General features: G+C 65.9%; 14 protein-coding genes. 5 read left to right on the top strand and 9 right to left on the bottom strand.

The genetic code is table 11. The annotated features are described in order from the left end of the window. Nucleotides 1-20: 20 nt before the first annotated feature. A complete protein-coding gene (locus E0T84_RS02970; RefSeq protein ID WP_070943688.1) occupies nucleotides 21-239 on the top strand; it encodes an RNA-binding S4 domain-containing protein in 219 nt (72 codons plus the stop codon). Nucleotides 240-249: 10 nt separating this feature from the next. Here E0T84_RS02970 and ileS read toward each other — a convergent pair whose 3' ends face one another. Continuing rightward, on the bottom strand, nucleotides 250-3,438 hold the full coding sequence (gene ileS, locus E0T84_RS02965; RefSeq protein ID WP_171054883.1) for an isoleucine--tRNA ligase: 3,189 nt from the start codon (nucleotides 3,436-3,438) through the stop codon (nucleotides 250-252). A 242-nt stretch (nucleotides 3,439-3,680) separates the two neighbouring features. Further along, nucleotides 3,681-4,247 carry a hypothetical protein gene (locus E0T84_RS02960; RefSeq protein WP_138743721.1) on the bottom strand — a complete coding sequence of 189 codons (567 nt, stop codon included), beginning with the start codon at nucleotides 4,245-4,247 and terminating at the stop codon, nucleotides 3,681-3,683. 136 nt (nucleotides 4,248-4,383) lie between these two features. On the opposite strand from E0T84_RS02960, the gene E0T84_RS02955 reads away from it, so the two are divergent. Both E0T84_RS02955 and E0T84_RS02950 read left to right on the top strand, forming a co-directional pair. Next, nucleotides 4,384-4,752 carry a transcriptional regulator gene (locus E0T84_RS02955; protein WP_070186040.1) on the top strand — a complete coding sequence of 123 codons (369 nt, stop codon included), beginning with the start codon at nucleotides 4,384-4,386 and terminating at the stop codon, nucleotides 4,750-4,752. Between the two features lie 46 nt (nucleotides 4,753-4,798). Next, on the top strand, nucleotides 4,799-5,533 hold the full coding sequence (locus tag E0T84_RS02950; RefSeq protein ID WP_070186027.1) for a hypothetical protein: 735 nt from the start codon (nucleotides 4,799-4,801) through the stop codon (nucleotides 5,531-5,533). 25 nt (nucleotides 5,534-5,558) lie between these two features. Here the strand turns inward: E0T84_RS02950 and E0T84_RS02945 are convergent, their stop codons facing one another. Continuing rightward, nucleotides 5,559-8,660: an RND family transporter gene (locus E0T84_RS02945; protein ID WP_138743720.1), complete on the bottom strand. Its 3,102-nt coding sequence runs from the start codon at nucleotides 8,658-8,660 to the stop codon at nucleotides 5,559-5,561. A gap of 161 nt (nucleotides 8,661-8,821) precedes the next feature. Here E0T84_RS02945 and E0T84_RS02940 point away from each other — a divergent pair, with 161 nt between their 5' ends. Next, nucleotides 8,822-10,063 carry a glycosyltransferase gene (locus E0T84_RS02940; RefSeq protein WP_138743719.1) on the top strand — a complete coding sequence of 414 codons (1,242 nt, stop codon included), beginning with the start codon at nucleotides 8,822-8,824 and terminating at the stop codon, nucleotides 10,061-10,063. An 11-nt stretch (nucleotides 10,064-10,074) separates the two neighbouring features. After that, on the top strand, nucleotides 10,075-10,779 hold the full coding sequence (locus tag E0T84_RS02935; RefSeq protein ID WP_138743718.1) for a GAP family protein: 705 nt from the start codon (nucleotides 10,075-10,077) through the stop codon (nucleotides 10,777-10,779). Nucleotides 10,780-10,782: 3 nt separating this feature from the next. Here E0T84_RS02935 and E0T84_RS02930 read toward each other — a convergent pair whose 3' ends face one another. The 6 genes from E0T84_RS02930 to pks2 are packed head-to-tail and all read right to left on the bottom strand — an operon-like array spanning nucleotide 10,783 to nucleotide 24,467. After that, nucleotides 10,783-12,111 carry a hypothetical protein gene (locus E0T84_RS02930; protein WP_138743717.1) on the bottom strand — a complete coding sequence of 443 codons (1,329 nt, stop codon included), beginning with the start codon at nucleotides 12,109-12,111 and terminating at the stop codon, nucleotides 10,783-10,785. A gap of 18 nt (nucleotides 12,112-12,129) precedes the next feature. Beyond that, nucleotides 12,130-13,881: an AMP-binding protein gene (locus tag E0T84_RS02925; RefSeq protein ID WP_138743716.1), complete on the bottom strand. Its 1,752-nt coding sequence runs from the start codon at nucleotides 13,879-13,881 to the stop codon at nucleotides 12,130-12,132. Nucleotides 13,882-13,895: 14 nt separating this feature from the next. Next, complete coding sequence (locus tag E0T84_RS02920; protein WP_138743715.1) at nucleotides 13,896-15,287, bottom strand: hypothetical protein; 1,392 nt, start codon at nucleotides 15,285-15,287, stop codon at nucleotides 13,896-13,898. Between the two features lie 4 nt (nucleotides 15,288-15,291). Beyond that, nucleotides 15,292-16,638 carry a wax ester/triacylglycerol synthase domain-containing protein gene (locus tag E0T84_RS02915; RefSeq protein ID WP_249383557.1) on the bottom strand — a complete coding sequence of 449 codons (1,347 nt, stop codon included), beginning with the start codon at nucleotides 16,636-16,638 and terminating at the stop codon, nucleotides 15,292-15,294. 43 nt (nucleotides 16,639-16,681) lie between these two features. Then, nucleotides 16,682-18,130, bottom strand: coding sequence for a condensation domain-containing protein (locus E0T84_RS02910; RefSeq protein ID WP_171054882.1), 1,449 nt, complete (start codon nucleotides 18,128-18,130; stop codon nucleotides 16,682-16,684). Between the two features lie 52 nt (nucleotides 18,131-18,182). Next, entirely contained in the window at nucleotides 18,183-24,467 is a 6,285-nt protein-coding gene (pks2, locus tag E0T84_RS02905; protein ID WP_256366444.1) for a type I polyketide synthase, read from the bottom strand. Nucleotides 24,468-25,419: the final 952 nt, after the last annotated feature.

Genomic DNA, 25,419 nt, shown 5'->3' with positions numbered 1-25,419 from the left:
ATGGCGCTAGCCTGACGTTCATGGAGCCGGTTGACGTACCGATCAGGGACGACTCGATCCGCCTGGGGCAGTTCCTCAAGCTGGCATCGCTCATCGACAGCGGCGCCGACGCCAAGGTCGTCATCGCCGACGGCCTGGTCAGCGTCAACGGCCAGGTCGAGATCCGCCGCGGCCGCCAGCTACACCCTGGCGACACCGTCACACTCGGCGACCAAGCGGCCCGGGTCACCGGCAGCTGATCCGGACGGGTCACGCCTTGGCGATCGCGACCCGCACCCCGTCGCCGATCGCTGTACCCTCCAGCACCGTGTCCGTGCCAACGAACTCGAAACTGGTGGCCAGGATCTCACCGGCGATGAGATCCCGGTGGGTGCTTGCCCACGGCGCGAACTGGGCCGGAACCGACATCTGTACCGAGATGCGGTCGGACACCTCCAGGCCGGTCGACTTGCGCAGCTCCTGAAGCTCGCGGATACGGTCCTTGGCCCAGCCCTCGGCCTCGAGATCCTCGGTGACCGTGCCGTCGAGCACCACCAGTCCCGCGCCATCGGGCAGGGCCGCGGTCCACTCCGGGTCGGCGGCAACCAGTTTCACGGTGTACTCCTCGGGCTGCAGCACCACGGGCCCGGCCGTCAGGGTGCCGTCGGGATTGACCACGCCCTCCCCCGCCTTGACTGCTTTGATTGCCGCCTGCACGTCCTTGCCGATCCGGGGGCCGGCGGCGCGGGCGTTGACGGCCAGATCGAACTTGCCGTAAGTGTCGATGTCGTCGGTCAACTCGACGGCCTTGACATTGAGTTCGTCCGCGATCAGCTCGGCGAACGGTGCCAGCGCCGATGGATCAACCGACTTATCCAGGGCCACAGTCAGTTTCGGCAACGGAAGCCGCACACGAAGCTTTTTGGACTTGCGCAGCGAAGAGCCCACCGAACACACTTCGCGCACCTGGTCCATCGCAGCCACCAGATCGGGGTCCTTCGGCAGCACATCGGCATCCGGCCAGTCGGTCAGATGCACCGAACGCTCACCGGTCAAGCCGCGCCAGATCACCTCGGTCGCCAGCGGCAACAGGGGCGCGGCCAGCCTGCACGTCACCTCAAGGATGGTGTGGAGCGTGTCGATGGCGTCGGCGTCCTCCTCCCAGAAGCGCGAACGTGACCGGCGGACATACCAATTCGTCAAAGCCTCGGTGAACTGGCGCAGCTCGTCGCACGCCCCGGAGATGTCACACATGTCCAGGGCGAAGGTCAGATCGTCACGCAGTTGCGCCAACTTGGCCAGGATGTAGCGGTCGAGCACGTTGTCGGAATCGGTCCGCCAGGTGCCCTTCTGCGGCGCGTACAGCGCCAGGAAGCTGTAGGCATTCCACAACGGCAACAGCACCTGACGCACGCCTTCGCGGATGCCCTGCTCGGTGACGATGAGGTTGCCGCCCCGCAGGATCGGCGAGGCCATCAGGAACCAGCGCATGGCGTCGGAGCCGTCGCGGTCGAACACCTCACTGACATCGGGGTAATTGCGCAACGACTTGCTCATCTTCTGGCCGTCGTTGCCCAGGACGATCCCGTGCGCCACACAGGTTTTGAACGCGGGCTTGTCGAACAGCGCAGTGGCCAGCACGTGCATGGTGTAGAACCAGCCACGGGTCTGGCCGATGTACTCGACGATGAAATCGCCCGGGAAATGGGCGTCCTCACCGCCGCTGCCGTCGAACCACTCTTGGTTCTCGAACGGGTAGTGCACCTGGGCGTAGGGCATCGACCCGGAGTCGAACCAGACGTCGAATACGTCCTCGATGCGGCGCATCGTCGACTTGCCGGTCGGATCGTCCGGATTGGGCCTGGTCAGCTGGTCGATGAACGGACGGTGCAGATCCGTGGGGCGCACCCCGAAATCACGCTCCAGCTCGTCGAGGCTGCCGTAGACGTCGATCCGCGGATAGGCCGGGTCATCGGACTTCCACACCGGAATCGGGCTGCCCCAGTACCGGTTTCGCGACACCGACCAGTCGCGCGCATTGGAGAGCCATTTGCCGAACTGCCCATCCTTGACGTGCTCGGGGTACCAGGTGATCTGCTGGTTGAGCTCGACCATCCGGTCCCGGAAATCGGTGACCTTGATGAACCACGACGAGACCGCGCGGTAGATCAGCGGATTACGGCACCGCCAGCAGTGCGGGTAGGAGTGCTCATAGGTTTCGTGGCGCAGCAGCACCGCGCCGTTGGCTGCCGCGGGCCCGTCGCCGTTCTTGAGATCGCGGATGATCTGGGAGTTGGCCTCGAAGACATGCTGCCCGGCGTAATCGGGCACGGTCGCGTCGAATCGGCCCTTCGAGTCGACCGGGGTGACCGCGACGATGTCGGCGGTATCCGCGGTGGCCTTGTCGTCCTCGCCGTAGGCGGGGGCCATGTGCACGATGCCGGTGCCGTCCTCGGTACTGACGAAGTCCGCGGCGAGCACCTGGAACGAGTTGGGCGCGTCCATGAAGTAGGCAAAGGGAGGTAGGTAATGCGTCCCGATGAGATCCCGCCCGCTGTAGCTCCCCAGCACCTCGGGCTCCTCGCCGAGCTCACGTGCGTATGCCGCCAGCCGCGCCTGGGCCAACAGGTAGCGGCGCCCGTCGGAGCCCCCCACCAGGACGTAGTCGATGTCGGGGTTGACCGCGACCGCCTGGTTGGACGGCAAGGTCCACGGGGTGGTCGTCCAGATCAACAGGTGGGCGCCCTTGAACGGGCCGTCGGTCACGGTGAAACCGACCGTCAGCGCCGGATCCTGGCGGCTCTGGTAAACGTCGTCGTCCATCCGCAACTCATGGTTGGACAACGGCGTCTCGTCGTTCCAGCAGTACGGCAGGACCCGGTTGCCCTCGTAGGCCAGGCCCTTGTCCCACAATTGTTTGAAGGCCCAGATCACCGATTCCATGAAGGTCGGGTCCAGGGTCTTGTAGTCGTTGTCGAAGTCAACCCAGCGCGCCTGCCGCGTGACATAGGCACGCCATTCGTCGGTGTACTTCAATACCGACGCGCGGCACGCCGCGTTGAACTTCTCGATGCCCATCTCTTCGATCTGGGCTTTGTCGGCGATGCCGAGCTGGCGCTGCACCTCGAGTTCGGCAGGCAGGCCGTGGGTGTCCCAGCCGAACCGGCGCTCCACCTTGTAGCCCCGCATGGTGCGGTAGCGCGGAACGATGTCCTTGACGTAGCCGGTCAGGAGATGGCCGTAGTGCGGCAGACCGTTGGCGAACGGCGGGCCGTCGTAGAAGACGTACTCTTCGGCATCCTCGCGTCGGGCGATGCTGGCCCGGAAGGTGTCGTCGGCTGCCCAGTAGTCGAGCACCTCAAGTTCCCGCTCGGGGAAGTTGGGTGCAGCCGGCTTGGGGTAGGCGCTCACGTCTCGTCTCCTGTGCCGTTGTCGAGCTCGGCAGCTCAACACACTCATGGCACGGGGACGACGTCGCACGGGTGTGCAAGCGCCGCGGTACCACCCCGCTTGCGCGCTGCACTGCAGCGCGCCGCTCAACTTTCAGGCGATCACGGGCCCACCCGTCCGGTTCTACTGAGCTGTGCCCAATTCGAGGTTCGAATCGGAGAAGCTGTTCTTCCGAAGGCTCCCCGGTGATGGCCGGATCAGCGCCGATGCGCCCAGTCTAATGAGCACCGCAAATCGTGAAAAAATCACATCTACCCGGAGGTGACCTCGATCAGGGCCAGCGGGAACTGCTCGGCCAATTCCTGGACCGTGGCGTCATCGAAACTGCGGCTGTCGAAGCGCCACTGCAAGGTCACCGTGTCCTCGGTCTCATCGTCTAGCTGCACCGCCAGCGCGTGCGCGGATTGACCCGACCTGGACCCGCCACCGTAGGCCAGGCTCACGTCCGCCGAAGGATGGTCGGCGCCGTCGACGCCCCGCCGTGCCGCTGCGAGCAGTTCGACCCCCGACAGACCACGAGACCCCAGGCAGGGCACCGCGACCCGGCGGAAACCGGCCCGCTCGGGCCCGCCCACCACATCGACCACCAGCGTGCCTTCGCCGATCGCGCGCGCCACCGCCCGGCCCAGCGCGGCCAGCAGCAGCTCCTCGGCGCTGCAGTCCATGGCGACCGCGGCTCCGTGCAGCTCGGCGGACAACACCGTGTCCAGTGCGCTGGACACGGTGGCGATGTCGGCGGCGACGGGTGGCCCGACCGTGCCGTAATCGGCGATCCAGGAGCCGGTGCCATACGCGTCGGGCAGGACAGAAACAGACATGCGGACAACGTTAGCCAGCGATTCCCAAAAATGGGAGAGCTGTGCCAAAAGTCTGACACTGTTGTCAATTACGCGATTGCTGGCTTCGCCGTGGTTCGCTGTGACCAAATGCGGGCTCGAGGTCTATGGTGTTCTGATGCCGCGAACCGACGAGAACGGCAGGCAGCTCAAGGCCCTGCTCGACTATCTGCTGGACGGCGAAGTCGACGCCAAGGCGGTGTACAGCGCGCTGGGCATCTCCAGCAGCACGTACTACCGGCGGGTGAAAGAGGCCGACTACCCCAACGCCGAGGAATTGCGGCAGGTAGCCGACCGCTTCCACCTCAGCTATCCCGACCTGCAGATCCGGTTCGGGCTGATGAGTCGACAGGAAGTGTGGCACTACATGGAGTCCTCGCCGGTGACGGTGGCTCCGGTGGACACCGCCACCCGCGTCCGTCCGGCCGTCCACCGGCCCAAGAAACTGTCCGAACTGACCCCCCGACCCGACGCGCCCCCGCTCTAACCAGCCGGCACGTCGGCTGTCCGCACCATCTCCCGAGACAATTGTTATGTCCGTCGCCACGCTCATCGTCATCACACTGGCCTGCATCGCATGGAGCCTGTGGATCCGAAGGGTCACCTGGTCCTGCCGGTGGGAAGTGGCCGCCACCCTGAACATCGCGCTCCAGGGTGTGGCAGTGCTGCTGATGTCACCGTGGGCCTCGGAGACCATCGGGCACGTTCTGTACGAGCTGACCGGAAAGTGGAACGTCGAGGACTACCTCGGCCACGACGCCTACATCGTGGCCGCGTCGGCCATCGTCTACAACTCCCTGGGCCGCCTGCAGGACGACAACGCCATGCAGCGCTCCTTCAAGCAGAACGTGGAGCGGCCGGCCACCATCTGCATCCCCGTCCTGCTCGCCACCTTCTCGATGGGCAACGGCGCCACGGTGTACGCGGCCGACTTTTTCCAGGTGCCGACCGATTTCTGGCTCAGTGCGTACTGGATCCTGCTCTGCGGCACATTGCTCTACCTGCTGGGCTACGGGGCCCGCGCGATGCTGGTGCTCCGCAAGGACCCGCAGTCCCGCCGGATCGCCAACATCTACCTGTTCGCCTCGGTCAGCGGAATGCTCGCCTGCGCGACCCGGATCGTCACCTCGCTGGTGCCGGCCCTGCAGCCGATCGAAAACGGCCGGCTGGTGTGGGTATTCGCCTGCGGCTGCGGTGCGATCTTCGCGCTGGCATCCGCGCACTCGTGGCGGATCAAGACGCGGTGGCTGACATCGAGCCGGCACTGACAGCCGAGCGATCCTTCCGCGGCCGCTAAACCGAAACGTCGGCATCCCGCGCATCGGATGCCTCCGCTTCCCCGAGATCGGTGTCGCGAGTCCGATGGTGGTCCGCGTCTTCCTGCCGGCCCTGATCGGCGCGGGGTTTCGACGGCCACCAGTTGAGCTTGCCGATCAGTACGGCCGCGGCGGGCACGGTGATCGTGCGGACCAGGAACGTGTCGAGCAGGAGCCCGACACCGATGATGAAACCGATCTCGACAATGCTGGCGATGCTGCTCACCGTCAGGGCCAGCATCGAGGCGGCGAAGATCAGACCTGCCGAGGTGATCACCCCGCCTGTCGCCCCTACGGTTCGGATCACCCCCGACCTGATGCCCAGCCGGGATTCGTCACGGATCCGCGAAATGAGCAGCAGGTTGTAGTCGGCGCCCACTGCGACCAAGACCAGGAACGCCATTCCCGGCACACTCCACGACAACTCGCGTCCCAGGATGAACTGGAACACCACCACCCCGATGCCCAGCGCCGACAAGTAGGACACCACAACCGAGAGCACGAGATACAGCGGCGCCACCACCGCCCGCAGTAGCGCCACCAAGATCACGAACACCACGATCAACGTGATGCACACGATGTAGCGGATGTCGGCGTTGTAATAGCCGCGGATGTCACGGTTGACCGCAGAGAAACCGACCATCGAGATCTCGGCGTCCGACAGTGTCGTGTTGGGCTTGGCACTGTTGGCGGTCGCGACGATCTGATCGATCTGATCCATCGCCTCGCTGCCGAACGGGTTGAGCGCCGTCTGGACGAGGTAGCGCACCGTGTGGCCGTCATCGGAGACGAACAGCTTCGCTGCCTTCTCGAACTCCGCCTGGGTGAGGATCTCCGGCGGAATGTAGAAGCCCGACATCGGCGGATTCGCCGCGTCCCGCTTCATCCCCAGCAGAAACCCAGATGCCTGGTCGAGGCCACCACCCATCGTGCGGGTCTGGTCGACGAGCAACTGCACACCATCGGCGAGCTGCCGGCTCGAATCCGCCAGCAGGTTGGCTCCCTCGACCGCGGTGTTGATCTGCTGCTGCAATCCTTTGGGATCATCCATCCCCAGCTGTTGAAGTGCGCTGGTGGCCTTGCCCATCGTCGCCTCGAGGTCGCGGATCGTGTCGTCGAGGGTCGAACTCCCGTCGGTGGCCTCGAGCTGGCGGCTGAGGTCGGCGATGGTGCTCGCGGTGCCGTCGTCGTACGCGGCGACGACCCGCTGCAGGTCAGCGCGCGACGACACGCAGGCCGGGTCGATGTTGCAGGCAGGACTGACGTTGAGGGCATCGACGGCGGGCTTCGCCCAGTCGCGGATGGCCTTGGCCTGACTCAGGTTCTTCCTCAGCGCATCCCCGAGTGACCGCATGTTGCCGACCAGACTCGACGTGGTGTCGACAGAGGTGAGGGTCTTCGATCCGCCGAAGCGCGTCTGCATGTCTTCGAGCGCGCCCACGAGACCGCGAACCGAGCCGATCGCGCCCACCACCTGGGTCCGCACCTGGCCCAACACGTCGGCGAGTTGATGCGCTCCCCCGCTCAGCTTGTCGAGATTGTCGTTGTTGCTCTCGATCAGGTTGGACGCGTCGCGTAGCTTGCCGCCGACCTCGCCGGCCTGGTAGGTGGCCTTCGCCTGTTCGAGCACCTCACCCGTCGGCCTGGTGATACCACGCACCACGTCGATGTCGGGGAGCTGGCTGACCCGCTGGGCCATCTGCTCCATGTCGGCAAGCGCCTTGGGGGTGCGTAGATCCTGCGGCGACTCGATCAGGATGAACTGCTGCAAGGTCTGGCTGATGGGGAAATGCTTGTCCATCGCCTCGTAGCCGCGGTTGCTCGCGGAATCGGCCGGCAGCGCTTTGCGGTCGTCGTAGTTGAACTTGACCATGGTTGCACACGCGGCCAGCGCGAACAGAATCACCAGGCTGCCGGCCAGGTGCGCGAACGGCCGGCGCACCACGTGGATGCCCGACCTGCGCCAGAACCTGCCGGTCACGTCGCGGCGAGGTTTGACCCATCCGCGGCGTCCGGCCAAGGTGATCAACGAGGGCAGCAACGTCACCGATGCCAGGAAGCCGATGAACACCGTCACCGCCAGGGCCGGACCGACCGTCGAGAAGGCGCCCAAGGTGGTGAACATCAAGCCCAGGAACGTGATCGCGACGGTGGCCGCCGATCCGGCGATCACCTCACCGATCGAGGTCAACGCGCTGACGACGGCCACGTCGGAGCTCATCCCGGACCGAAGCAGTTCCTGATACCGGCTGAACAGGAATACCGCGTAGTCCGTCCCCGCGCCCATCAGCATGCCGGTCATCAGCACGATCGTCTGCGGGCCCAGCCCCAGTCCCAATTCGCCGAGCCCGGCCACCACCTGTTGTGCCACGACCATCGACACCCCGATGGTGATCAGCGGGATGAGCATCGCCACCAGATTGCGGTAGACGATGATCAAGATCGTCAGCACCATCAGCACAGTGGTGATCTCGATGATGTGCTGATCCCGCGCGCCGATCTTGTCGATGTCGTCGAACGTGGCCGCAGCGCCCACGACATTGACCGACAGTGTCGAATTCTGGGTGGCCTCTTCGACTGTCTTGATTGCGCTCCGATACGCCTCCTGCCCCGGCCCGGTCCCCATCGTTCCGGCCAGGCTCAGCGGTAAGGTCCAGGCCTTCTGGTCCTTGCTCGTCATGGCCTGGCGTAGCTCGGGAATGTCGACGAAGTTCTGCGTGGACGTCACGCTGGCGCTGTTGGCCTTCAGTTGCTCGACCAGGTGCCGATACGTGGCTTCGTCGGCCTTGGACAAGCCGTTCTCGTTGCTCAGTACGACAACGGCGAAATTGCCCGCGTCCGCCTCGTGAAACGCGTCCTTCATCTTCTGACCGGCCACCAGCACCGGTGCGCTCGCCGGCAGGAAATCAGGCGGGTTCCGTTGCGCCACCTCGGTCAGCGGTGAGATGGCCAGAAACAGCGACACAGCCAGCAGCAACCATGTGGCAATGACGGCCACGGGATGTCGAACAACGAGTTGACCAATGCCGGAGAAACTCACGCGAGCGAACGCGCCGCTGACCTTGGCGCGGCTCAACATCCCAACAGGCTACACGGCCCATACAGGCAAACAACGACTACGAATGCCAGGTGGCACAGCAACAAAACGATGTGAACCTGGCAGGCCATGAACACACTCCAACCGCTAGCGTGTAGCAAAATCCAGGCGTCCGGCGCCTTGAACCGACAGCGGAGTGGCCAGTGAAGTTTGTCGTCGCAGTCCACGGGACCCGAGGCGATGTCGAACCGTGCGCTGCCGTCGGTCTGGCCCTGCGCGACCGCGGCCACGAGGTTCGGATGGCCGTGCCGCCGAATCTCGTCGAGTTCGTCGAGAAAGTGGGGCTGGCACCGGCGACGGCCTACGGGGTCGATTCCCAGAAACAGCTCGACAACGACGTGTTCCGCAACTTCTGGAAACCGCAGAACCCCGTCACCGCTCTTCGGGAAGGCATCGCCTACATCGCCGAAGGCTGGGCGGACATGAACGCTGCACTGACGCCGCTGGCCCGCGGTGCGGACCTGATCCTGACCGGGACCACCTACCAAGAAGTTGCCGCCAATGTCGCCGAGCACCACGGCATTCCGTTGGCCGCCCTGCACTATTTTCCGGCCCGCCCCAACACTCAGATCGTCCCGGTGCCCGCACCGAAGTGGCTGATCGATTCGGGATTCGCCGGTCTCGAATGGGCACTGTGGCGCCTGTCCAAGAAAGCCGAGGACACTCAACGACGAGAGCTGGGCCTGCCGCCGGCACGAGTCCGCTCGGCCCGGCGCGTCGTCGAGAGCGGTGCACTGGAGATTCAGGCTTACGACAAGCTGCTCTTCCCGGGTTTGTCAGCGGAGTGGGGTGAAACCCGGCCCTTGGTCGGCACGATCACCATGGGACTGGGCACCGACAACGACGATGAGGTGACATCGTGGATCGGCGCCGGGAAGCCGCCGATCTATTTCGGATTCGGCAGCATGCCGCTCGAGCACCCTGCCGCGGCGGTGAACATGATCTCCGATGTGTGTGCCGCACTGGGGCAGCGCGCGCTGATCAGCTCAGGTGTGTGGAACCTACCCGACACGCGGCAACCCGATCACGTCAAGGTGGTCGGCGCGGTCAACCACGCCGCGATCTTCCCGCTCTGCCGTGCAGTCGTACATCATGGCGGCTCGGGCACCACGGCTGCGGGTCTGCGCGCGGGAGTGCCCGCCCTGATTCTGTGGGTCGCGGCCGATCAGCCGATCTTCGCCCGTCAGATCAAGCGGCTAAAAGTCGGATCGGCACAGCGCTTCTCCAGCGTCACGGCCAAGTCGCTCCGAACTCGGCTGCAGACGATCCTGCGGCCGGAATACGCCTCGCGCGCGCGGGCACTCGGCGCCGGGATGACCACCCCGGACGTCAGTGTCGAGACCACGGCAACGCTGCTCGAACAGTCGGCCGCGGCCGGCCGGTAAGGTCGTCAGCCATGTGGACCACCGTTCTGGCGCTTGCCATCGCGGTGAACTTCGACCCGACCCGAATCGGTTTCATCCTCGTCGTGCTGAGCCGGCCCCGGCCGATCCTCCAACTCGCGGCCTACCTCTGCGGCGGCGTGTTGATGAGCACCGCGGTCGCGGTTCTCGTGGTGTTCGTGGTCCACCGCGGGTTGTTCAGCATCCCCGAGATCGACGGTGCCACAGTGCAACTCGTCGTGGGTCTGCTGGCAGTGCTGCTCGCGGCATTCTTGGCCACCAACATCTCGGTCGGGAGCCGGTCCCGCAAAGCAGTCCCGGTCGGCGCTGTGGAGCCAGAAGGCGGGGAGCTCAGCCCGGCCGCCGCAGGCACCCCCGGCCGGCTCAAAGGCAGGACGCTGGGGACTTCGCCCTGGGTGTCAGGAGTGATGGGAGTCAGCACCGCGCTGCCTTCGGTCGAGTACATGGCGCTGCTGGTGGTCATCGCGGCGTCGAGCGTCTCGGCCTGGGCGAAAGCACTGACCATCGGAGGCTATCTTCTGGTCGCCAATATCGTGTCGGCGGTGCCTCTGGCCAGCTATGCCGTCTCGCCGGACCGAACGCAATCGACCCTGGCATCGTTCCAGCGGTGGATCCGCGCGCGCCGCCGCCGCGATTTCGCCCTGGTGCTCGCCGCCGCGGGCGGTGTGCTGATCGCGCTCGGATTCGCCGGGCGCTGAGCGCTATTCGACGACGCCGGACAAGCCGAAGTCTTCCAAACCCGCACGCACCGTCGCGCGCAAGGCATCTTTGGTGTTGACGGCACCGACTGTCCACGCACCGACGCTGATGAAGATCCGGCCGTTGACCCGTCCCGACACCAGCGACAGGTACCCGCCGATCCGGTTGAGCACGCGGGTGGTGATCTGGGGTTCCAGGAGCCGCAGCGAGACGAGGTCCGCGTCGGTTCCGTCGGGACGATTCATCGCAGGATCCAGTTCGCCGATGTTGGAACAGCCGATCGGGCTGTCGACGGACACCACCATCGCTTCAAGTCTGCGAACCAACGCCTTCGGTGTGAGCGGCGTCAGCGGCAACGGCGCGAGCAGCCGAGCCGAAAGCTCCTCGGACTCGGCCAGGGCCGATTTCATCGCGCTACGGACCGCACCCAGGTCGGTGGTCACCGTGTCGGGATCGGCCCGCATCTTTGCGGCGATCAATGCGTTGGCGCGCGTATCAGCGGGGGTGCGCTCGCTGACCGGCCACGACAACGCGACTGTCCCGTCGGCGTCGGCGCGACCCAGCTTCTGACCCAGCCGCGCCGCCAAACCGGCGAACAACGAATTGCTGGTGCCGCCAAGCCGTCTCGCCCGGTCGTCCCACTGCTCAAGGTCGATGAACACCGCAACGGTCGGGGCGAGCACCGGAATGTCGTCCCTTGCCGGCGGCAGGTCGTCGGCGGTCTTGAACGAGGATGCCAGGTCCTCACGCTCGGCCCGCGCCACCCGCACGGCGGCGACCGCGGCCCGGCCGATTTCGGGCACCGACCCGAACGCGGCTCGAGCATCCTCGGCCAGCGCCTGCCTGCGCGACCGCGATCCCGGCCCGGGATAGCCCAATCGGCGGTCGGCACCCGTCACTGCCTCGGCGACCGACATCGTCATGGCCTGACCGTCGACCACCGAATGCGAGGCCACCAGGGACACCGCTGCGCCCCCGTCACTGAACGGCTGTACCCCGAGGTGCCACGCCGGTCCGTGCTCTGGATCGATCGGCCGCCGGATCCGGTCATCGGCCCACGCCCACACGTCAGCGCGTGGGCAATTCCTCACCGAGACTTCGACATCGGCCTGTGTCGGCGACGCGACCCATCGGTGCCGCCCGAACGGCAATGGTGACCGCTCGATGCGCCGACCGAGCAGGCCGTCGGCCAAATTGCGCTGGAATCTGCGGATCCCGTCCAGATCGACCGGGCGATCGTAGATCCACGTGTACTGCATGAGAGGTCCACGATTCAGGGCGCGCAGGCTCAAAAACGATGCCTGGTCGATATAGGCAAGTCTGGGATCCACGTGTCGGCTACTCGCGCGCTACGCCGGTTGCAGGGCGCCGTCGAGCCGGTGGAACTGACCGTTCTGGTACTGCTCCACACACGAAGCACGCCGGATCTTGCCGCTGGTGGTGATCGGTATGGCACCCCGAGGCACCAGCACCAGGTCGGCGGCGCTCAGCCCGTATGCCTGCGAAATCGCCGACGCCACATCCCGTTTGATGGTGAGCAGATTTTCCGCGACCGCTTCTTCGGTATCGCCACGCTTCTTGACCTCGATGATCGCGACCAGCTGCTCGGTGCGGTCCTCCTCCACCCCGATCGCCGCGACACGACCGCCGGTGATCTCGCCGATGGTGGCCTCGATGTCGTCGGGATAGTGGTTGCGGCCCCGCACGATCAGCAGATCCTTCATGCGCCCGATGATGAACAGCTCGCCGTCGGAAATGAAGCCGAGGTCTCCGGTGCGCAGCCACGGACCTTCGGGCGTACCAGGCGACGGACTGGCCAAGGTGGCACCGAAGGTGTGCTCGGTCTGCTCCGGCTTCTCCCAGTAACCGAGGCAGTTGTTGTCGCCGTGAGACCAGATCTCACCGACGGCTCCAGCCTGAACCTCCACACGCGTCTCGGGATCCACGATGCGCACCACCGGCGATTCTGGGGTGCCGTATCCGACCAGCTGAGTTCCGGAGCCGGTTTCGCACCGCTCGGCGTGCCCGGCAGACAGCTTCTCCGTTTCGAAGGCCACCACGCTGGGCGGACCGGGCTCACCAGTGGCGACATACAGCGTCGCCTCGGCCAGGCCGTAGGACGGGCGCAGCACGTCCTCGGAGAAGTTGAACTTTCCGAACCGCTGCGCGAAACGCTTCAGGGTCGCCTCGTGCACACGTTCGGCACCGCTCCACACCGCGATCACACCGGCGAGGTCGATACCGGTGAGGTCCTCGTCCGTGGTGCGTCCGACTGCCAACTCGAACGCGAAGTTCGGTCCGGCGGTGACGACCCGTGGGTAGCTCCCCATCATCTGGATCCAGCGGGCCGGCCGGGCCAGGAAGGCGAACGGCGTGGTGAAAACGGTGTGCCAGCCGCCGAGGATCGGAGCCACCACGCCGAGCATCAGGCCCATATCGTGGTAGAACGGCAGCCACGACACCACGTTGGTGCCCGGCGGCGGAACTTTGCCGAAGTGTGGGAAGAAGTCGCACATCATCTGCCCGAAGTTGGTGGTGAGGTTGCGGTTGGTGACCATCACCCCGGCCGGCGTCCGGGTGGATCCCGAGGTGTACTGCAGATAGGCGGTCGCCGGCCGGGCCTCGCGACTGCTGATCGCCTTCACCCGCGCATCGAAATCGATCGTGTCGACCGCGATCACCGCGGGTGCGGCCGAATCACCCTGCTCGACGGCGTATTCAGTGACCACCGCGGTGGACGGTGAGGTGGTGAGAATGACCGAAGGACGGCAATCGCTGAGCACAGCGGACACCCGCTCGTCGTGGACTCCGCCCATCGGCACCGAAAGCGGCACGGCGATGAACCCAGCCTGCAGCGCGGCGAGGAATGCGATGACGTACTCCAGCCCCTGCGGAGCCAGGATCACCGCGCGGTCGCCGACCGTTCCGTTCTGCCGAAGCACGTGTGCTGCCACCCGCACCTTGCGGTACAGCTGCGACCAGGTCAGGGTGACGGGCACGCCATCGGGATCGTTGTCGAAGTCCATGTAGGTGTAGGCGTTGTCGTCGGGTTGCAGGCTGGCACGCTCCTGCAGCACCCCGATCAGCGTCGTGTCGATCATCGATTCAGCCTTTCTCAGCCGTTCCAGTCAATCTCGCCGGTGAGATCGAACTCGGCCAGGGTTTTCGCCGCCAATTCGGACAACCTGGCCTTCGAATTCTGTTCGCCTGCTTGATATCCGGTGATCCCGATGGAGACCTTGCCGCCGACCCGGGAGGACACCAGAACCAACTGGCCGTCGGCATCCTCCAATTCCTGGCGGGTGGTTCCCTGGTCGACACCGCGGAACACGATGTATTCGGCTTCCGTACCGTCCACCCGGGTCACGTCCGATGTGAGGTCGCCGAGGTTCGAGCAGGACACCGGAAGGTCCCCATTTCCGATGAAGCCGTCGGCAACTTGTTTCAGGAATCCCTTGGGCACCAGCGGGGTCAGCGGTAGGAGTTGCAGGGTCTCGTCGGGTTGGTCGCGCAGCGTTTTGAACGCTTGACGGATGACGCCACGGGCGCCGGACTGATCGGTGGTCACCGTCATCGGGTCCACCCGCGCGGTCGCCAGGGACATGGCGTTGGCCCGGGTATCGCCGTCCGTGCGGTCGTTGACCGCGATCAGGAGTGTGACGTCGCCGTCGGGTCCGCACCGCCCCATGCACTCCCCGAGTTTCGCCGCGAAAGCAGCGAGCATCGAATAGCTGTTGCCACCAACCGCTTCGGCGCGCACATTCCAATCCGCAACGTCGACGAACACCGCGATCGCGGGCAGCACCGTTGCCTTGTCACCGTCGGGCACCACCCGCGTCGGCGGGCCGACCCGATCCGCGGGCGCATCGGGGTTCGGCTGGCGGAGGAGCCGCACGGCGGCGGCGGCCGTGCGGGCCGCCTCCGGCAGGTCCGAGACTGTTTGGCGGATGTCTCGCACCATCGCGCGCAGCCTGCCGCGCGACTTCGGCGGCGGGTAGCCCAGATCAGGCTGCCGGCCGGCGATCGCGTCGGCAATCACCATCACGCCGCCGACCCCGTCACCAAGGCAGTGAGAAACCACCACGGTCACTGCGGTCGACCCGTCGCTGACCGGCAGCACACCCATGTGCCACCCCGGACCGTGCTCGGGATCGATCGGTAGTTGTGCACGCTCATCGAGCCAGTCGCTGATCTCGGTGCGAGGGCGCGGCTCGTCGACATCAAGTGGCGCTTGAGGCCCGGGTGCCGAAACCCAGCGAAACCGTCCGAAAGGCAGCGGGGAACGCTCGATGCGGCGACCGAACAAGCCGCCGCCGAAATTCCGGTGGAAGCGCCGGAGCCCGTCGAAGTCGATCGGATGGTCGTAGACCCAGGAGCACTGCATGACCTGTACGCGGCCCGTGGCACGCATCATCCGCACCGCGGCCTCGTCCCACAGCGCCAGCCGGTTGTCCGGCAGATCAGTCGACGACGTGAATCGCCCTGGCAGAGAACGTGATCGGGACATCGAACTACTCGATCACGCCGGTGAGTTCAAAGTCGGCCAGGGTGTTGGCCACCAGTCCGTGCAGCCACGGCGTGGAATTCTCCGAACCCGGCTCATAGGCGACGATGCTCAACGAGACCTTGGCGTCGACCTGGCAGGCGACCACGGTGAGCAGCCCACGACGCTGTTCGAGGGCTCCGCGGGTGGCGTACCGGTCGATCCCCCGGAAATAGAGGTAATCGGCTTCGGTACCGTCGGCCAGAGCCACCGCCGCCGGGACCTCCCCCATGTTCGAACACGACACCGGCCGATCGGCGGCGAATCCGAAGACCATGTCAGCCATCTTGCGCACCACCCGTTTCGGGATAAATGGCGTCAGCGGAAGCAACTGCAGGGTCTCGTCGGGGACATCGCGTGCGGTGGCCAGTCCGGCTTTGATCGCGGCCCGAGCGCCGGACAGATCGGTGGTCACCGTCTCGGGGTCGATGGCGACATTGACCAGCAGCACAGCGTTCGCCCGGGTGTCGACGCAGTCCAGGGTGCGGTCGTTCTGCGGAATGTTCAGCGTGACCGCACCATCCTCGTCGCGCACTCGCCCTATCGCCGCGGCAAGCCTGGCCGCCACGCCGGCCACCAACGAATAGCTGTTTCCACCCAGGGTTTTCGCCCGGAGGCCCCAATCCTCGGCATTGATGTAGGCGGTGACGGCCGGCATGTACACGCGGTCGTCGGCGCCGCTCACCTGGCGCGGCCGGGCCGCGCCTGAACGCGAGATGTCACCACGTCGCCGCCGGGCCAGTTTGGCCGCCCCAACCACGGTGCGGGCCACCTCGGGAACTCCGCGCAGAGTCTCACCCAGATCGGATCGCACTGCGCGCCACCGGGCCCGCGTCAACGGCGCAGGATGATTGAAATCAGTCTTGTTGCCGTACACCGCATTCAGGATCGTGAGGATCCCGCCGCCACCGTCTCCTAGGCAGTGCGAGCCGACCAGGCAGATCGCAGTCGAGCCGTCGGTCATCGGAAGTACGCCCATGTGCCAGCCCGGACCGTGCTCGGGGTCGAGGGGCATGGCGGCCCGCTCGTCCACCCACGCGCCGAGTTCGCCGCGGCTGCGGGGACGGGCGATGTCCAGTTCTGCCTGAGGTCCCGGTGCCGAAACCCACCGATGACGACCGAAAGGCAATGGCGAGCGTTCGATTCGCCGACCGAAAACGCCGTGGCCGATGCCCTCGTAGAAGCGCCGGACCCCGTCGTAGTCGATCGGTCGTTCGTAGATCCATACACACTGCATGACGGCTTCCTGGCCCGTGGCGCGCAGGCCCAGAAACATCGCCTGGTCGGTGAACGACAGCCGATCCTCAGATCGCATGGCGGAACCCGTCATCGCGCAGAAACCTCCAGCATGTCCGTGCTCACGCCGTCTTCAGTCCGAGTGCCGCTGCACCGCCGACCTCGTCGGCGTGAACCACCTCGTCATGCCCCTCCACCACCCGCAGGTAGGCAGCCTTCATCGCTTCGAGGTACCGGAGCACCGACTCCCGCGCGACCGGGTTGCTGGGGAACGCGGCGGTGACGGTTGTGCAATCCTGGACCCGGTTCACCCACATACCGACCTGGAAGGCCGACCGGGAATCGCTGTAGAGGGTGCCATTGAGTCGCTGCCATTCCGCGATCACCGCGGGCGAGAGCAGACCTGCATCCAGATACGACAACATCGGCACACCCGGATCCGGGCTGCGGATGCCGCTGTCGGGATCCGCCAATTCCAAGACGCGTTCGAACGGGACGTGGGCCAGGTCCATGCCGCCGTCGAAGGACTGCTGGGCGACACGGGCCGCGGCACTGAACGACGGGGTGGGCAACTCGACCGTGATCGGCACCAGACCCGTGAACCAACCAGTCGTCATGAACTCGTTCTCACTGCGTCGCGTCGTGGTCGGGGTGATGACCCGGTAGGTGTCCTCACCGGTCAACGCATATTGCGCTAGTGCGCCACAGGCGAATACGCCACCACTGAACCGCGCTCCCGCCGCGATGCAGGCCTTCTCGAACCGGTCAGCTTGTTCCTTGTCGAGCAGTTGGACGGTGATGACGTCGCCGGTGTGAGGCAGCGACGGGTCCCCGAGCGGAAACGGGAACCGCGGCAGGGTTCCGTCGTTGGCCTTCAGGAAGGTGATCCAGTCCCGCACTTCAGGCGAGTTCAGATCGAGTGCCGCCGTGTACTTCCGTTGTTCCAGGCAGTACCGGTCGTAGCTACCGGCATCGGGCAGTTGCAGCGGTGCCGCGCCCTGGACCAGTGCCTGGTACATCATGTGGATCTCGACGAAAGCCAGTCCCATGAACATCGCATCGGTGTGAACGTGGTCGACACTGATGTACATCGTGAAATGGCTGTCCCGCTGGATGATTCCGAATCGGAAGCAATCCCACTGCCAAGGGTCCGGCGTGGCCAGAATGTGCTCACGCCATTGGTCGGCCGACATCTCGCCGTGCTTGGTGGGCACGAACTTGATATCGCGAGGGTTGCTGACGGTGCGCCGGCGAATCGAACCATCCTCGACGTACTCGAACCAGCTGTGGAAGGTGTCGTGCCGGCGCAGGTACGCGTTGATCACATGAGACATCGCGCGGATATCGCAGCGGCCCGGGACATCCCAGGCCGGGATGTTGAGCCTGGCCATGTCGGTGCCCTGCGACACGTGCCTACGGAACGCCAGCAGGTGCTGCTCCTGCTGATAGCTCACCGGCACATCACTGACCGGAGCTCCGGCCACCTTGGCCACCGACGCCTGCGATGGATTCCACGACACCACTTCGCCGGGCTCGCCCGACCAATCGTGAATGGGTTTCATCGCAACCAATGCGTATCTCCTGTCTTGATGACCACGCTGGACAGCGCCGCGTTCCCCGCCGTCACGACGGAACCGACACGGGCGAATCCGGGGCCAGTGCGTCGCAGAGGCGTTCGGCCAGAACCCGGATGGTGCTGATATCGGTCGCGCCGACACGAATGCCCGTCTCGGCCTCGATCCGGGTGCGGACTTCCAGGGTTCCGAGCGAGTCGAGACCGTATTCGGCCAGCGGGCGGTCCGGGTCGACGGAGCGGCGCAGGATCGTGCTGATCTGCTGGGCGATCATCTTCCGCATCCGGGCCTGCCACTCGGCCGGGGGAAGGGCGCGCAACTCGGAGAGGAACGCGCTGCCGCCGGCGCCGCCACGTGCGCCCGCCGACGATGCGAACGCTTCGGCGAACCGGCTCGTCTGCGCGAACGCGGTGAGCCACGGCGTGCCCAGCACCGGCGCGTACCCGCTGTACGCACGGTTGTGGCGCAGCAACGTCGTGAAGGCGTAGGCCCCTTCGTCAGGCGAGATCGCCGCACTAGAACCATCGGCCAGACCGGTGCCGCGGCCGATCTCCGACCACGGGCCCCATGCGATCGCCAGCGCGGGCAACCCCTGGCTGCGCCGCCAATGGGTGAACGCATCCAGCCAACTGTTGGCCGCGGCGTACGCGCCCTGCCCCGGCGAGCCGACCAGGGCCGCTGCCGAGGAGAATGAGCAGAACCAGTCCAAGGACTGACCGAGGGTGGCCTGATGCAGATTCCATGCACCGTAAACCTTTGGTGCCCAGTCTCTTTCGACGAGATCATCGGTGATGTTGGCCAGTACGGCGTCTTCGATCACGGCCGCCCCGTGTAACACCCCACACAACGGCAGCCCCGTCGCGCACGCCACTTCCACAAGTCGGACAGCGGTATCGGGTTCGGCGATGTCGCCCAGCTCCACGGCGATTTCGGTTCCGCCACTGCGTATCCGGTCGATGACAGCCAGGGCGTCCGGGGACGGCGCGGATCGCCCGTTGAGCACGAGGCGGCCGCAGCCAGCCGACGCGAGCGTCTCGGCGAGGAACAACCCGAGCCCGCCCAGGCCGCCCGTGACGATGTAGGCACCGTCCGACCGGAAGGCGGGCGCTTCTTCCGGCGGGACCACCGCCGGGATCTGGCCGCCTTCGGGGATGTCGAGCACCAGCTTGCCCGTGTGCTCGGCCGCTCCCATCACGCGAATGGCGGTGGCACCGTCCTGCAGGGGGTAGTGAGTGGTCTGCGGTAGCGGCAGGGTTCCGTCTGCGATGTGGCCGTAGCAGACCTCCATCAGACGCCGGACGGTATCTGGTTCGGTCAAGGCCAGCAAGGCCAGGTCAACCGCATAGAACGACAGGTTGCGGCGGAACGGGAAGAGCCCCATCCGGGTGTCGCCGTAGATGTCACGCTTGCCGATCTCGACGAACCGGCCGCCGAAGGACAGCAGTTCCAGTCCGGCCCGCTGAGCCGCTCCGGTGAGCGAGTTCAGCACGATGTCGACGCCGTAACCGTCGGTGTCCCGGCGGATCTCATCGGCGAAATCAGTGCTCCGCGAATCGTAGACATGCTCGATACCCATGCCGCGCAGCAAATCCCGGCGCGCTTCACTGCCCGCGGTGGCGAAAATCTGGGCACCCGCAGCGCGGGCGATGGCTATCGCCGCCTGCCCCACACCGCCGGTGGCGGAATGGATCAACACCTTGTCGCCTGCCGAGATCCTGGCCAGGTCGTGCAGGCCGTACCAGGCGGTGGCATGCGCGCTCGGCACCGCCGCGGCGCGGTTCACCGGCACTCCCGCCGGGAGCGTCACGGCCATGTTCGCGTCACATGTGACGAACGTCGACCAGGCACCGTCGGCCGAGATGCCACCCACTTGATCACCGACCTGGTGGGTGACCACACCGGCACCCACCGCGGTGACCACACCGGCGAAGTCCGCGCCCAGTTTCGGCAGCTTTCCTTCGAAGCTGGGGTACTTGCCGAACGCCACCAGCACATCAGCGAAGTTCAGGTTCGATGCGGTGACCGATACCTCGATCTGCCCGGGCCCCGGAGCCACCCGTTCGAACGCCGCCAGTTCCAGTGACTGGATGTCGCCAGGGGTCCGGATCTGCAGCCGCATGCCCTCGCGGGCCGGGTTGACCACAGTGGTCTGACGTTCCTCCGGCCGAAGCGGGCCCGGAATCAGCCGTGCCACATACCAATTGCCACCGCGCCAGGCGGTCTCGTCCTCGTCGGAGCCGACCAGCAGTTGCGCCACGACACGCGCCGGGTCGGTGTAGTCGTCGACGTCGATCTGGCTGGCCCGCAGCCGCGGATGCTCCATCCCGATCACCCGGATGAGGCCGCGCAGACCCGCTTCCTCCAGGTTGGCGGAGTCCTCGGCCAACACCGTTTGGGCGTTGCGGGTCAACACGTGCAACCGTGGTGGTTCGCCGTGAACCTCGGGCAACTCCCGTGCGATGTGCACCAGGTGCCGCACGTTGTCACCGCCCCGGCTGCCGGCCTGGTCGTCGGTGATGCCGTTGCGCGGCGCGGTCACCACGAGCACGTCGCTGAACGGCCGGGCGGCCAGGTGCTCACGCAGCCGCGCGGCTCGCGCGGTGTGATCGGACCGCTGCGGCCAAGCCATCGTCGTGACGGCAACCTCGTGTGCCTTCAGTGTGTCGGCCAGCCTGGTCGCCATCAGGTCCGCCGCATCGGACGTGCTGATCAGCAACCAGCGGCCCGGATCGCGAAAGTCCGGTTCAGGCAGCTCCTGTTGGCGCCACTCGATCGCCAGCAGCCGGTCGCCAAGCGTGCGCTCACGCTGTCCACTGGCCGAAACGCCGGTGCCCAAACGTAATCCGCCGACACTCAACAGCACGATTCCCTGCTCGTCGATCAGCTCGATGTCGACCGCGACGCCCGTCGGGGTGAACTCGGTCACCCGCGCCAGGCAATACTGCACATTGCGGGTCGATCCATGAGCGCGAAGGTGCCGCACTCCCAGCGGCAACATCAGCGTGCCGGTGAGGTCACCACGCAAGCGGGGGTGGACGCCGACGGCCTGGAAGCAGGCATCCAGCAGCGCCGGGTGGATGCCGTACATGCCCTGTTGCGAACGAATCGAACCGGGCAGCGCCACCTCGGCGAGCACCGTATCGGCGGTCTCCCCCTCCGGCGCACCGACATACGCGGCGACCAGACCGGAGAAGGCAGGGCCGTACTGGATTCCCCGCTCGGCGAAGCCGGCCCGCGTCTCGGCACCTTCCAACCGCTGCGGGTGGCTGTCGAATAGCGCGGCGATGTCGTGAACGGCCGGTACCGCTGGGTCGTCGTTGCGCTGAAGCCGTGCAGCGGCACGTCGCACGCGCTCGCCCTCATTCAGCGTTTCCACCACGAAATCGGCGGCCCCATCGCCGGTTACGGACGCCGACGCCGACACCAGACTCTGCTCCTCGAGCAGCAGCATCTGATCGAACGTGATGTCGCGAAGCTCTGCGGCGTCACCGAAGACAGCGCGCCCGGCCGCCAACGCCATCTCGCAGTAGACCGCACCCGGCAAGGCTGCGACGTTGTGCACTTGGTGATCACCCAGCCACGGCTGTGTGTCGGTGCCGACATCTGCCTGCCACACATGGCGTTCGAGTTCTTCCGCGAGCCGCACGTGCGCGCCGAGCAGCGGATGCACCGCGAGGACGGCGCCGCCGGGGGCAAGCTCGTTGGGATCGCGGACAAGCATCAACTGCTGGCGATTCCAGGTGGGCAACGGTGCGTCGACGAGCCGGCCGTCCGGGCACACCGCCGCGAGGTCGACCTGGGCTCCGGCACTGTGCAATTCGGCCACCACGCCGAGCAACCCGCCGGAAAGTTCTTGATCGCGTCGCATCGTGGCCAGGGCCACGTGCGGGATGTCGAGCGTGCGCGCCGTTTGGTCCACGGCGTGGGTCAGCAGCGGATGGGGCGCGAGCTCGGTGAACACCCGGAACCCGTCTTCGAGTGCCGCCTGCACCGCGGCGGCGAATCGGACGGTGTGCCGGAGGTTGTCCACCCAGTAGTCCGCGTCCCATTCAGCCAGATCCCGTGGGTCGTACAAGGTGGCGGAGTAGTACGGAATGGTCGGTTCAGCCGGGTCGAGATCGGTGAGCTCGTCGGCAAGTTCGTCGAGGATCGGGTCGACCTGAGGCGTGTGGGATGCCACGTCGACGGCAACCTCGCGGGCCATGATGTCGCGGCTCTCCCACTCGGCGATGAGAGTGCGGATCGACTCCGTCGCGCCACCGACCACGGTCGACTTCGGCGAGGCCACCACCGCCAGCACGACGTCGTTGATGCCGCGGGCGGCCAGCTCGGACAACACCTGCTGGGCCGGCAGCTCAACCGAGGCCATCGCACCGGCACCGGACAGTGTTGCCATCAACCGCGAGCGCCGGCAGATCACCTTCACACCGTCGTCGAGCGACAACACCCCTGACACGACCGCGGCGGCGACCTCGCCCATCGAGTGTCCGATCACGGCACCGGGTTCGGCGCCGCGGGAGCGCAGAGTTGCCGCCAAACCGATCTGGACGGCGAACACCGTGGGCTGTACCCGGTCGATTCCGGTCACCACGTCGGCTCCCGTCATCGCCTCGGTGACGGAGAATCCGGACTCACCTGCGATGAGTGGTTCGATCTCGGCGACGGCCGCGGCGAACGCAGGCTCGGACGCCAGCAGCCCGGCTCCCATGGCGGCCCACTGCGATCCCTGACCGGAGAACACCCAGACCGGACCACGATCGTCCTGCGCCACGGCGGGCTCGTAGGGCACCTCGCCGTCGGCGATCTCACGCAGGCCCGCGATGAGGCTCACCCGGTCGTCGGCGAGCACTGCGGTACGCACGGGCCGGTGCGCACGTCGGCGCGCCAGCGTGTAGGCCAGATCGGTCAGGTCGACGTCGGCCCGGTCGGCCAACCAGTCGGCCATCCGTCCCGCAGTCTCCCGTAGCGCCTCCGCAGACGTTGCCGAGAGCGCGAACAGTGCGGAACCGGTGCGGCCCCGCGACCCGGCGACCCCTTCGGTGGCCGGCGCCTGCTCCAACACGGCGTGCACGTTGGTCCCCGACAAGCCGTAGGACGACACCGCGGCCCGGCGCGGATGCTCCCCGGTGACCGGCCACTCGACGGTTTCCTGCGGGACGAACAGATCTGTGTCGATGCGCGCCATGTCTTCGGGCAGGCGGGTGAAGTGCAGGTTGGGCGGAACGATGCCGTGCTGCAGCGCCAGCACCGCCTTCATCAGGCCGACCACACCCGATGCCGATTGACTGTGACCGAAGTTGGTTTTCGACGAGCCCAGCGCGCACGGTGCGGCTGTCCCGTAAACCGACGCCAGACTCGCGAACTCGATCGGATCGCCGACCGGAGTGCCGGTGCCGTGCGCCTCGACCAGTCCGACGGTAGCCGGGTCCACCTCGGCTGCCGACAGCGCCGCCCGGTAGACAGCTTCCTGGGCATCTCGCGACGGGGTGGCGATGTTGACGGTGCGACCGTCCTGATTCACCGCGGAACCACGAATGACGGCCAGAACCCGATCTCCGTCGCGTTCTGCGTCGGTCAACCTCTTGAGCATCACAACCGCGGCGGCTTCTCCGGCCACGAATCCGTCGGCCGCCTCGTCGAACGCATGGCAGTGCCCCGTCGGAGACAACATGCCCTGCGCCGACCCCGAGGCCAGCTTGCGAGGCTCGAGCACGATGCAGACCCCGCCGGCCAAAGCGACGTCGCTGTCGCCGTCGTGCAGGCTGCGGCAGGCGTTGTGCACTGCCAGCAGGCTCGACGAGCAGGCCGAGTCCACCGAGTAGGCGGGGCCGTGTGCACCCAGGTGATAGGCGATCCGGCCAGACGCCAGGCTGAAGTTGTTGCCGGTGAAGCCGTAGGGACCCTCGATCGAGTGGGCGTCGGCAGCGAGCAGTTGATAGTCGCCGTGGGTCAATCCCATGAACACCCCGGTCAGCGAGCCGGACAGGGTTGCCGGGTCGGTGCCGGCATGTTCGACGGCTTCCCAGGCGGTCTCCAGGAGCAGGCGGTGCTGTGGGTCGATCGCAGTGGCCTCACGCTCGCTGATCCCGAAGAATCCGGCGTCGAAACCGGCCACGTCGTCGAGGAACGCTCCCCACTTCGACACCGACCGGCCCGGCACACCTGGTTCTGGGTCGTAGAACTCCTGAGCGTCCCACCGCGCGGCGGGCACCTCGGTGACCAGGTCGTCGCCTTGCAGAAGTGCCGCCCACAACTGTTCGGGCGATTCGATCTGGCCCGGGAGCCGGCAGCCCATGCCGATGACGGCAATCAGGGTTACTGGAGTCTCGGCCAAGTCGGCTCAACCTCTCTCGATGTGATCTGCGAGCAAAGCTGCGATCAACGTACTAAGACTGCGCATAAGAATGTGTGCCACGTCGTCATCGACGCACCGTACCGAATCCGCATATCCGGTTCGAGTCGTTGCCAACGAAGGTCCGTAGCCTAGCGTGCGCCCTCACCTACATGTTGGAAACATCTGATCGCAAAAATGCTCGCACGTTCGCTGACGGAAGCGATTACCGAAAAGTGGCAGAGGCGGTCAATTCGCCCGGCGAGACGGCGACACGGCGCACCGCTTCGTTGTGTTTTTCATGACTTATGTTGCAGCACAACGCAATCACCAGCCAACTGCCAGATCCTCTGCACGCTGGGATATTTATCTCGTTAACTAATGAATCGCAACTTTCAAGATTCGGTAGACCATTTCGCAGGTTGTCCATGTTGTGGAATCGGTGTTCGATTCGAGCCTCACAGTTAATCCACAGGCGGCCCGGCTTTAGTCGCCCGGCTTTAGTTAGCTTGACAGCGGCACGCAAACTACCGAAACCGTAGCTGAACCGAATTCACGTTTCACCCGGCAAGGGCGCCATATTGGTACGAAAGTGTACCCAGCCAGCCCATCAGCTAATGGCGTTTGTTGACTATGCAACCTCGCAACCTGCAGTGATCATGAATCGGCGGGAAAGTATCGCAACCCTGGGACGTGGACGTACCAATTTCGGGGATCGAGGCTCGGCGCGATTGAGATCCAGACCACGGCTGAGCGCAACGCGTGACAGAACCCACTGCCGGCCCGTCAAGGCAAATTCGCCCAGGTTAACGGCGGACATGCGCTGCAGCACCGGGTCGACTATCCCAATAGTGGGACACATGTGATGCATATCACTGCCTATGACGGGGTGGAACACCGTCGGCCTCAGACCGCCGCCGGCCCCCCGCAACGAAAGACCGGCCCGACGGTGCCC

It is taken from the genome of Mycobacterium sp. DBP42, assembly GCF_005924235.1.
Lineage (GTDB): Bacteria > Actinomycetota > Actinomycetes > Mycobacteriales > Mycobacteriaceae > Mycobacterium > Mycobacterium syngnathidarum.
The sequence above is the reverse complement of the archived record's forward strand: the minus strand, read 5'-3'. Positions and strand labels throughout refer to the sequence as shown.

Coding starts and splice junctions, on each gene's coding strand:
- E0T84_RS02970 (WP_070943688.1), top strand. CDS start 21: ATGGAGCCGGTTGACGTACCGATCAGGGACGACTCGATCCGCCTGGGG.
- ileS (WP_171054883.1), bottom strand. CDS start 3,438: ATGAGTGTGTTGAGCTGCCGAGCTCGACAACGGCACAGGAGACGAGAC.
- E0T84_RS02960 (WP_138743721.1), bottom strand. CDS start 4,247: ATGTCTGTTTCTGTCCTGCCCGACGCGTATGGCACCGGCTCCTGGATC.
- E0T84_RS02955 (WP_070186040.1), top strand. CDS start 4,384: ATGCCGCGAACCGACGAGAACGGCAGGCAGCTCAAGGCCCTGCTCGAC.
- E0T84_RS02950 (WP_070186027.1), top strand. CDS start 4,799: ATGTCCGTCGCCACGCTCATCGTCATCACACTGGCCTGCATCGCATGG.
- E0T84_RS02945 (WP_138743720.1), bottom strand. CDS start 8,660: ATGTTGAGCCGCGCCAAGGTCAGCGGCGCGTTCGCTCGCGTGAGTTTC.
- E0T84_RS02935 (WP_138743718.1), top strand. CDS start 10,075: ATGTGGACCACCGTTCTGGCGCTTGCCATCGCGGTGAACTTCGACCCG.
- E0T84_RS02925 (WP_138743716.1), bottom strand. CDS start 13,881: ATGATCGACACGACGCTGATCGGGGTGCTGCAGGAGCGTGCCAGCCTG.
- E0T84_RS02920 (WP_138743715.1), bottom strand. CDS start 15,287: ATGTCCCGATCACGTTCTCTGCCAGGGCGATTCACGTCGTCGACTGAT.
- E0T84_RS02915 (WP_249383557.1), bottom strand. CDS start 16,638: ATGCGATCTGAGGATCGGCTGTCGTTCACCGACCAGGCGATGTTTCTG.